The sequence below is a fragment of the Stenotrophomonas sp. BR163 genome, from assembly GCF_047520985.2.
Classification (GTDB): domain Bacteria; phylum Pseudomonadota; class Gammaproteobacteria; order Xanthomonadales; family Xanthomonadaceae; genus Stenotrophomonas; species Stenotrophomonas sepilia.
Window position 1 is genome coordinate 176,180 of the sequence record NZ_JAXBRE020000007.1, and the last position, 9,339, is coordinate 185,518.

Annotated in this window: 8 protein-coding genes; 6 read left to right on the plus strand and 2 right to left on the minus strand. The window is 67.0% G+C overall.

The window, feature by feature from the left end; genetic code table 11:
• Window positions 1-106: 106 nt before the first annotated feature.
• From ACM0PY_RS08650 to ACM0PY_RS08670, 5 genes are all read left to right on the plus strand, one after another.
• A complete protein-coding gene (locus ACM0PY_RS08650) occupies window positions 107-1,282 on the plus strand; it encodes a phosphoglycerate kinase (protein WP_180884826.1) in 1,176 nt (391 codons plus the stop codon).
• Window positions 1,279-1,932, plus strand: coding sequence for an HAD hydrolase-like protein (locus ACM0PY_RS08655; RefSeq protein WP_134972471.1), 654 nt, complete (start codon window positions 1,279-1,281; stop codon window positions 1,930-1,932). Before ACM0PY_RS08650 ends, ACM0PY_RS08655 begins: the two co-directional genes overlap by 4 nt.
• 179 nt (window positions 1,933-2,111) lie before the next feature.
• Window positions 2,112-3,578 carry a pyruvate kinase gene (pyk, locus tag ACM0PY_RS08660; RefSeq protein WP_005418863.1) on the plus strand — a complete coding sequence of 489 codons (1,467 nt, stop codon included), beginning with the start codon at window positions 2,112-2,114 and terminating at the stop codon, window positions 3,576-3,578.
• Between the two features lie 197 nt (window positions 3,579-3,775).
• Window positions 3,776-4,780, plus strand: coding sequence for a class I fructose-bisphosphate aldolase (locus tag ACM0PY_RS08665; protein WP_019660018.1), 1,005 nt, complete (start codon window positions 3,776-3,778; stop codon window positions 4,778-4,780).
• Between the two features lie 129 nt (window positions 4,781-4,909).
• Window positions 4,910-6,055, plus strand: coding sequence for a ribosomal L7Ae/L30e/S12e/Gadd45 family protein (locus tag ACM0PY_RS08670; RefSeq protein ID WP_134972469.1), 1,146 nt, complete (start codon window positions 4,910-4,912; stop codon window positions 6,053-6,055).
• A gap of 91 nt (window positions 6,056-6,146) precedes the next feature.
• On the opposite strand, the gene ACM0PY_RS08675 is transcribed toward ACM0PY_RS08670, so the two are convergent.
• Both ACM0PY_RS08675 and cysK read right to left on the minus strand, forming a co-directional pair.
• Complete coding sequence (locus ACM0PY_RS08675) at window positions 6,147-6,746, minus strand: O-acetyl-ADP-ribose deacetylase (RefSeq protein ID WP_134972468.1); 600 nt, start codon at window positions 6,744-6,746, stop codon at window positions 6,147-6,149.
• A 267-nt stretch (window positions 6,747-7,013) separates the two neighbouring features.
• Window positions 7,014-7,973: a cysteine synthase A gene (gene cysK / locus ACM0PY_RS08680; protein ID WP_134972467.1), complete on the minus strand. Its 960-nt coding sequence runs from the start codon at window positions 7,971-7,973 to the stop codon at window positions 7,014-7,016.
• A gap of 208 nt (window positions 7,974-8,181) precedes the next feature.
• Between cysK and ACM0PY_RS08685 the strand changes: the two genes are divergently transcribed.
• A complete protein-coding gene (locus ACM0PY_RS08685) occupies window positions 8,182-9,165 on the plus strand; it encodes a LysR family transcriptional regulator (RefSeq protein ID WP_180884827.1) in 984 nt (327 codons plus the stop codon).
• Window positions 9,166-9,339 lie beyond the last annotated feature (174 nt).

Genomic DNA, 9,339 nt, shown 5'->3' on the forward strand with positions numbered 1-9,339 from the left:
CCTGCGCCTCTGCCTGCCGCAGGCATCGGCCCTCCCACCAGCCGCACCCGATACAATGGCCGTCTGCCGCAGACCGGCATCCCGTCCCCGAGCCAAAGAGTTGCCCATGTCCATTGTCCGCATGACCGACCTCGACCTCTCCGGCAAGCGCGTGCTGATCCGCCAGGATCTGAACGTGCCGATCGAGAATGGCCGCATCACCTCCGAACAGCGCATCACCGCTTCGCTGCCGACGCTCAAGCGCGCGCTGGAGCAGGGCGCGGCGGTGATGGTCACCTCGCACCTGGGGCGCCCGAAGGAAGGCGTGTGGAGCGAGGCCGATTCGCTGGCACCGGTCGCCCAGCGCCTGTCCGAGCTGCTGGGCCGCGACGTTCCGCTGGTGCGCGACTGGGTCGACGGCGTCGACGTGCAGCCGGGCCAGCTGGTGCTGCTGGAAAACTGCCGCATGAACGTCGGCGAGGGCAAGGATGACGAGGCCCTGTCGAAGAAGTACGCCGCCCTGTGCGACGTGTTCGTGATGGATGCCTTCGGTACCGCGCACCGTGCGCAGGCCTCCACCCATGGTGTCATCCGCTTCGCACCGGTCGCGGCCGGTGGCCCGCTGCTGATGGCCGAGCTGGACGCGCTGGCGCAGGCACTGGATGCACCGGCCAAGCCGCTGCTGGCCATCGTCGCCGGCAGCAAGGTCAGCACCAAGCTGGAGTTGCTGGCCAATCTGGTTGGCAAGGTCGACCAGCTGATCGTCGGTGGCGGCATCGCCAACACCTTCATCGCCGCAGCTGGCTACAACGTCGGCAAGTCCCTGTACGAGCCGGACCTGCTGGATACCGCGAAGAAGATCGTGGCCGATGCCAAGGCGCGCGGCGCCGACATTCCGCTGCCGGTGGACGTGGTCACCGCCAAGCAGTTCCTGCCCGACGCTGCCGCGGAAGTGAAGGCGGTCGATGCCGTTGCCGAAGACGACCTGATCCTGGACATCGGCCCGCAGACCGCCGCGCAGTACGCGCAGCTGATCGAGAAGGCCGGCACCGTGGTCTGGAACGGCCCGGTCGGCGTGTTCGAGTTCGAAGCCTTCAGCAAGGGCACCGAAGCGCTGGCCCGCGCGATCGCCAGCTCGAAGGCGTTCTCCATCGCCGGCGGTGGCGACACCCTGGCGGCGGTCGACAAGTTCGATATCGCCAAGGACGTCAGCTACATCTCCACCGGTGGCGGCGCGTTCCTGGAATTCCTGGAAGGCAAGACCCTGCCGGCTGTCGCCGCACTCGACGCGCGCGGCGCATGAGTGCCGAGCGCGGCAAGGATGTGCTGTTCTTCGATCTCGACGGCACGCTGATCGATTCGCAGGTGGGCATCACCGCCTGCATCGCCTATGCGCTGCAGAAGATGGACCATCCGGTGCCGCCGCGGGAAACCCTGCTGGGCTGGATCGGTCCGTCGCTGCGCACCACCTTCGCGCCGTTGTTCGTCGAACCGGCGCGGGTGGAACAGGCCGTGGGCTACTACCGGGAGCGCTTCGACGTCGAAGGCTGGCGCGAGCACACGGTGTACCCGCAGGTGGAAGGCACGCTGCGCACGCTGCATGGCCGTGGACACCGGCTGGCGGTGGTCACCGCCAAGAACGAGCCGCACGCGCGCCGCATCCTCGCCCACCTGCCGTTCGGTGGGCTGTTCGAGGAGATCGTCGGTTCAACCCTGGATGGCTCGCGCAGCCACAAGCCGGAACTGGTCGGCGAGGCACTGCGCCGGCTGCAGGTGCAGCCGGCACGGTGCTGGATGATCGGCGACCGGCGCATGGACATCGAAGGCGCGCGCCACCATGGCCTGCGCAGTGTCGGCGTGCTGTGGGGCTTTGGCGGAGAGGCGGAATTGACGGAAGCCGGTGCCAGTCAGCTGGCACGTGAGCCGGCGCAGCTGGAAACGCTGCTGGCCTAGCTTCCTGTAGAGCCGAGCCCATGCTCGGCCCCACAGAACCGCCCCCCCTGCGCCAGCGTATGTCCGGACGATGTCCGCTCCATGACCCGCGAAGTCAGGCGGCACAAGGCTGTAACCGTATACATGCGGCGTGAAGGATGTGCTAATTTCCGTTCTTTACCGGGAGAGGCCCATCCACCATGTTCGAGCGTCAGCGTCGCACCAAGATCCTTGCCACCCTCGGTCCGGCCACTGACCCGCCGGGCGTGCTGGAGGATCTGTTCCGCGCCGGCGTCAACGTGGTGCGCCTGAACTTCAGCCATGGCGATCCGTCCGGCCAGGCCAAGCGTGCCGCCGAAGTGCGTGCCGCTGCGGCCCGCGTGGGCGTGGAAGTGGGCATCCTGGCCGACCTGCCGGGCCCGAAGATCCGCATCGAGCGCTTCGCTGAAGGCAAGGTGCAGCTGAAGGCGGGCGACCGCTTCGACCTGATCGCCAGCGAGAACGCCGGCCCGGGCACTGCCAGCGAGGTGGGCGTGAGCTACCTTGGCCTGCCGCAGGACGTCGGCCCGGGTGATGTGCTGCTGCTCGACGACGGCCTGATGCAGTTGCAGGTGGTGGAAGTGCAGGGCGACCGTATCGTCAACACCGTGCTCAACGATGGTGTGTTGTCCGACCGCAAGGGCCTGAACAAGCAGGGCGGCGGCCTCTCGCTGGGTGCGCTGACCGAGCGCGACAAGGAGCTGATCGGCATCGTTGCCAAGATCGGCGTGGACTTCATCGCCGTGTCGTTCTGCCGCAATGCGCAGGACATGAACGATGCGCGCGACATCGCCCGTTCGCACGGCTGTGATGCCGCGCTGGTGTCGAAGATCGAGCGCACCGAGGCAATCGAGAACCTGGAAGAAATCGTTGAGGCCAGCGACGTGGTGATGGTCGCCCGTGGCGACCTGGGCGTGGAAATCGGCGATGCCGAGCTGCCGGGCCTGCAGAAGAAGATCATCAAGGCCTCGCTGGCGCAGAACAAGGTGGTGATCACCGCCACGCAGATGCTGCAGTCGATGGTGGAAAGCCCGATCCCGACCCGCGCCGAAGTACTGGACGTGGCCAACTCGGTCATCGACGGCACCGACGCAGTGATGCTGTCGGCGGAAACTGCCGCTGGCGCCTACCCGGTCAAGGCCGTGGAAGCGATGGCACGCATCTGCCTGGGGGCCGAGCGCCAGTTCCAGACCGAGACCGACTTCAACGCATCGCCGCGCAACCTGGAACGTGCCGACCAGGCGATTGCCATGGCCACCATGTTCCTGTCGCAGCACGTGGGCGTGCGCGCGATCGTGGCGATGACCGAATCCGGTGGCACGGCGCGTTACCTGTCGCGTTTCCGCGCCAAGGCGCCGGTGTTCGCGGTGACCCGCCATGACGGCGCGCGCCGCCAGATGGCGCTGATGCGCGATGTGTTCCCGATCAACTTCGACAGCCGCGGCCTGACCCCGCGCGAAGCCGCGCGCGGCAGCATCCGCCTGCTGGTGGAATCGGAACTGCTGCAGGCCGGTGATCGCGTCGTGTTCACCAGTGGCGAGCACATGGAAACCCACGGTGCCACCAATACCCTGCGCCTGCTGGAAGTGGGTGAGGACGGCCGCGCCATCGGCCTGGGCGACCTGTAAGTAGTGCTGCCCTGGGGCCGGCGCCGCGTTGCGGATCCGACCCCGGGGTCAGATCCCCGCAGGGGCCCTGACCCCCGACGGCGGGACACGGCGTGTCCGGTGCGGACATTGGAAGCGTTTCCATCCTGTCCTCCACGGCGAGGCAACGGGCCGCGGGGCTATACTTGTGTTTTTCCCGCACCCGCCACAGGAAATACATGAGCATCGAACAGCTGGCTGAAACCGCCCAGGCCATGGTCGCCCCGGGCAAGGGCATCATCGCGATCGACGAATCCACCGCTACCATCGCCAAGCGTTTCGCCGGCGTCGGTATCGAGAACACCGAGGAGAACCGTCGCGCCTACCGCGAGCTGCTGCTGACCACGCCGAAGCTCAACGAGCACATTTCCGGCGCCATCCTGTTTGACGAAACCATCCGCCAGTCGACCAAGGACGGCGTGCCGTTCGCCAAGTACATGGCCGACCACGGCATGATTCCGGGCATCAAGGTGGACAAGGGTGCGCACCCGCTGGCCGGCTGCCCGGGCGAGCTGGTGACCGAAGGCCTCGATGGCCTGCGTGAGCGCCTGCAGGAGTACTACAAGCTGGGCGCGCGCTTCGCCAAGTGGCGTGCCGTCATCAACATCGGCGAGAGCATCCCGTCGGGTACCTGCATCGAATCCAACGCCCATGCGCTGGCCCGCTATGCAGCGCTGTGCCAGGAATGCGGCCTGGTGCCGATGGTCGAGCCGGAAGTGATCATGGACGGCGATCATGACATCGAGACCTGCTACGAAGTCACCGAAGCCACCCTGCGTTCGCTGTTCGACGCCCTGTACCAGCAGAACGTGCTGCTGGAAGGCACCATCCTGAAGGCGTCGATGGTCATCTCCGGCAAGGACTGCGAGGAGCAGGCCGATGTCGAGGAAGTGGCCGAGTCGACCGTGATGTGCCTGAAGAGCACCGTGCCGGCGATCCTGCCGGGCGTGGTGTTCCTGTCCGGTGGCCAGAGCGACGAGCAGTCCACCGAGCACCTGAACGCGATGAACCAGCTGGGCAACCTGCCGTGGCCGCTGAGCTTCTCCTACGGCCGCGCCATGCAGCAGGCCGCGCTGAAGCTGTGGGCCAAGGACATGAAGGGCAACTACGCTGCTGCCCAGAAGACCGTGTACGAGCGCGCCAGGGACAACGGCCTGGCGGCGCTGGGCAAGTGGAACGGTTGATCCGTCCCATCGCTGGATGAACAAGGCAGCGCCGGCATCACGCCGGCGTTTGCTTTTGCGGGTATCTTTTCCGCCCCCATGCGCCTGGCCGGTGCGTGGGAACCACATGGAAGGCCAAGGAGAAACAACATGCGTTTGGCAGCAATCACACTGGCCGTAGCCACGGTCCTGGTCGCCGGCGGATGCAACCGCATCGGCGGCGGCGCGGATGCGGGCAAGGCCGCGTCGCTCGATTTCGACAAGCCGGTCTCCGGCGAGATCACCTCGCGCAGCGGCATCAACTTCAACGACGGCAGCCATCACCAGCTCTACCAGATCAAGCTGGAAGACAGGGAGCTGGTCGGCCTGAAGCTTACCGGTGCCCTCAGCGGCTCGATTGCGGTGTTCAACAATGGCAGCCTGGTATCCACCAGCAACACCGGCTATGAGCGCGAGGGGGACGTCTCGCTGGCTTTCCGCGCCAACGGCAGTGGTACCTACCAGGTGGCAGTCAACGCCGATGGCCCGACCGCGTTCGGCCCTTATCGCCTTCGCGCCGAGAAGCTGAAGCCGTACGACGGCAAGCCGCTGGTGGGCAGTGGCGAGATCGTCGATATGCTGGCCAGCAACTCGCAGGACTACACCTTGCAGGTGGACAAGGCGGGCCTGTACGAGATCCGGCTGGTCTCGGATGCCTTCGACCCGGTGCTGAAGCTTTCCGGGCAGGGCGTGGATGCCGAGAATGACGACGGCGGCGACAGCATCAACTCGCGCCTGACCCTGTCACTGAAGCCGGGCAAGTACACGCTGACCGCGCGCGGCCTGGGCGACGGCGTCAGTGGCATGTTCACCTTGTCGGCCAATCGCATCGAGCTGCCGGGCAACCTGGTCGATCGCGATGGCACCGCATTGCCGAAGTCCGGCAGCGTGTACACGATGCTCGACAACGATGGCGTCCGCCGCTTCCTGCTGACGTTGGACCGTCCGACCAATGTGCGGCTGGATGCGATCTCCGGCCAGCTCGATACCGTGCTGCGCGTGGTTGGCGGCGATGTCGAACTGACCGACGATGACGGTGGCAACGGTACCAACGCACGCCTGGAAGAAGCGTTGCCGGCTGGTCATTACACCGTCGAGGTGTCCAGCCTGAGCAACGGCGCGGGCATGGTGGAAGTACGCGTGCAGGTGGACGGCGCCAGCGCCGACGAGGCTGCGGCCTCGGCGGCAAGTGCTGCTGCCGACGCCGCCGCTGCTGTGGCCGATGATGCCGCCGCGGTGGAAGCTGCCAGCCGTTGAACGTGTTCCACACTCGGTGGGAGTGTGGACAACGGTGCTACAGGAAAGGCCGGGCAATGCCCGGCCTCTTCCTTGACGCTGACCGCCGGATTCAGTGCACGGTGGCAAGGCCCGCATCGCCCAGCGGCGGCAGCAGCGACTCACGCGGTTCGCTTTCAGCACTTTGCCCGGCGGCGCTCAACGCCTGCTGGTAGGCCTTGGCCGTTGCGGTATTGAACGCCACCAGCACGATGCGCATCGGTTGCGCATGGCTGCGCTGCCAGGCCAGTGTTTCGGTGACCGCGATCTGCGCGGCCTGGTACAACGGGTAGCCATACACGCCGCAGCTGATCGCCGGGAAGGCGATGGAGTGCACGCCCAGTGATTCGGCCAGCTGCAGTGACTTCCAGTAGCAGTTGGCCAGCAACGCCGGTTCATCGCGCTGGCCGTCGTGCCAGACCGGGCCTACCGTGTGCAGTACATGGCGCGCCGGCAACGCATGGGCACCGGTGGCGCGCACTTCACCCGTCGGGCAACGCACGCCCGGGCGCAGCTCCGGCAACTGCTCGCATTCGGCCCGCAAGGCGGGCCCGGCCGCACGATGGATCGCGCCGTCTACACCGCCGCCACCGAGCAGCGTTTCATTGGCCGCGTTGACGATCGCATCCACCGTCAGGGTCGTGATGTCGCCCTGCCAAACCTCGATCTTCATGCGTCCGTCTCCTGCCTGTGAGGTGATCCGCGCAGCATCTGCGCCGGCTGTTCCCACGGTAGGGGACAGGGCATCGATGCTGCGTCATGACCGTCTCACGCGCTGCGATCCAACGGCCTTCGCGCACGATGGCCGGCGACGCCTTCACGCAGGCTGAAGCAGAACGGGGTCGGAGCCTTTTCCATCCGGAAAAGGGATCCGACCCCGGGCATGCAGCAGGATGGAGTCAGAGCCTTTTCCGGATGGAAAAGGCTCTGACCCCGGGTGTCACGGCAGGCCGGCCAGCCAATCGTCGTCGGACCCTTCGTTCACATCGGCGAACAGCGGTGTGGAGAAATAGCGTTCACCCGTGTCCGGCAGCATCGCCAGGATCACCGAACCCGGTTCAGCGCGGGCAGCGACGTCCAGTGCGCTGGCCACGGTGGCGCCGGCGGAGATGCCGACGAAGATGCCTTCCTCGGCGGCCAGGCGGCGCGCGGTGGCGATCGCGCGGTCATCTTCGACCGAGACCAGTTCATCCACCACGTCGCGGTTGAGCACGTCCGGCACGAAGTCCGGGGTCCAGCCCTGGATCTTGTGCGGCTTCCAGTCATCCCCCTTGAGCAGGGCGGCGCCGGCCGGTTCGGTGGCGATGATGCGGGTCTGCGGGCGTGCCACCTTCAGCACTTCGCCTACGCCAGTGAGCGTGCCGCCGGTGCCCCAGCCGCTGACGAAGTAGTCCAGCCGCTTGCCGGCGAAGTCGCGCAGGATCTCGGCAGCGGTGGTGTTGCGGTGATACGCCGGGTTGGCCGGGTTGGCGAACTGGCTGGCCAGGAACCACCCGTGCTGCTCGGCCAGCTCGGCCGCCCTGCGCACCATGCCGCTGCCGCGCTCGGCGGCCGGGGTCAGGATCACCTTGGCGCCGTAGGCACGCATCAGCTTGCGGCGCTCGACCGAGAAGGTTTCGACCATGGTGGCCACGAATTTGTAGCCGCGCGCGGCGGCAACCATCGCCAGTGCCACGCCGGTATTGCCGGAGGTGGCCTCCACGATGGTGTCGCCCGGCTTGAGCAGGCCGCGTGCTTCGGCGTCGAGGATGATCGCCAGCGCCAGGCGGTCCTTCACCGAGCCACCGGGGTTGAACGACTCGACCTTGGCATAGACGCTGACCTGTGGCGGCGCCAGGCGCTGCAGCCTGACGATGGGGGTGTTGCCGACGGTATCGAGAATGGAGTCGTACAGGGCCATGGAAGCGCTCCGGAAACGGGGCCGCGCCGGGCTTCGGCGGGCGAAGGGGGAGGGCTGGCTGCTCAGGCCAGCGGCTGCCGGCTGACCGTAGCGCCGGCATATGACGCCCGGAAATGACCAGATACCTTTCTTAAACAACCTTTGGTTATAAGCTGGTGACGGCAATTGACCCTAGAGTGGACCTCCGCCCCACGCCGCCTGCCCGCCCATGACGCTGACCCAGCTGCGCTACCTGGTTGCCATCGCCGACGCCGAGCTGAACATCACGCTGGCCGCCTCGCGCGTGCACGCCACCCAGCCTGGCCTGTCCAAGCAGCTCAAGCAGCTGGAGGACGAGCTCGGGTTCCTGTTGTTCGTGCGCAAGGGGCGCAGCCTGGAGTCGGTTACCCCGGCCGGCACCGAGGTGATCGCCCGTGCCCGCGCGGTGCTGGCCGAGGCCAACAACATCCGTACGTACGCGGCCAACCAGCGGCGCGAGAGCCAGGGCCAGCTGATCCTCACCACCACGCACACCCAGGCGCGCTTCGTGCTGCCGCCGGCGGTGGCGGCGATCAAGCAGGCCTACCCGCAGGTCAGCGTGCACCTGCAGCAGGCCGGTGAAGCTGACGCGCTGGATCGCCTGAACCAGGGTGACGCGGATATCGCCATCATCAGCACCGCTGGCGGTGAGCCCACCGATGGCATCGCGGTGCCGTTGTTCCGCTGGCGACGCCTGGTGGTGGTACCCAAGGGCCACCCGCTGGACCGTGCGGGCCGCGCACCGGACCTGGCCACGCTGGCCCGCCAGCCGTTGATCAGCTATGAATCCTCGACCCGCCCGAATTCGTCGCTGCAGCGCGCCTTCGCCGCCAATGGGCTGGTGCCCGACCTGGCACTGACCGCGCTCGACGCCGACCTGATCAAGACCTACGTGCGTACTGGCCTGGGCGTAGGCCTGCTGGCCGAGATGGCGGTCAGTTCCAATGACGAAGACCTGAGGTCGTGGCCGGCGCCGGATCCGATCAGCGAGTGCATCGCCTGGGCGGTGTTGCCGCGCGACCGCGTGCTGCGTGATTACGCGCTGGAGCTGGTGCACGTGCTGGCCCCACAGATTGATCCGCGCGACCTGCGGCGGGTGCTGGATGGAAACCAGGCCGCAGCGTGGCCGGTGCCACCGACCTGGGAGTCGCTGACCCAGACCATCACGGTGTGAGGTGGGTCGAGCAGGGCGTGCAGCCCTGCACCTGCCGAATCAAAGGCAAAAGCCGAAGCAACAGCAACTGCTGGCTTCCGTGGGGCGGCGGGGCGGTGTGGGCAGGCAGGACCGTTGGCGCCATGGATGGCGCCATCGAGCCCCCAGGGATGGGTTTACGGCGTGTCCTGCCTG

What these genes read in the sequence shown, in the direction of transcription:
- ACM0PY_RS08650 (WP_180884826.1), top strand. Translation starts at nt 107, where the DNA reads ATGTCCATTGTCCGCATGACCGACCTCGACCTCTCCGGCAAGCGCGTG.
- ACM0PY_RS08655 (WP_134972471.1), top strand. Translation starts at nt 1,279, where the DNA reads ATGAGTGCCGAGCGCGGCAAGGATGTGCTGTTCTTCGATCTCGACGGC.
- pyk (WP_005418863.1), top strand. Translation starts at nt 2,112, where the DNA reads ATGTTCGAGCGTCAGCGTCGCACCAAGATCCTTGCCACCCTCGGTCCG.
- ACM0PY_RS08665 (WP_019660018.1), top strand. Translation starts at nt 3,776, where the DNA reads ATGAGCATCGAACAGCTGGCTGAAACCGCCCAGGCCATGGTCGCCCCG.
- ACM0PY_RS08670 (WP_134972469.1), top strand. Translation starts at nt 4,910, where the DNA reads ATGCGTTTGGCAGCAATCACACTGGCCGTAGCCACGGTCCTGGTCGCC.
- ACM0PY_RS08675 (WP_134972468.1), bottom strand. Translation starts at nt 6,746, where the DNA reads ATGAAGATCGAGGTTTGGCAGGGCGACATCACGACCCTGACGGTGGAT.
- cysK (WP_134972467.1), bottom strand. Translation starts at nt 7,973, where the DNA reads ATGGCCCTGTACGACTCCATTCTCGATACCGTCGGCAACACCCCCATC.
- ACM0PY_RS08685 (WP_180884827.1), top strand. Translation starts at nt 8,182, where the DNA reads ATGACGCTGACCCAGCTGCGCTACCTGGTTGCCATCGCCGACGCCGAG.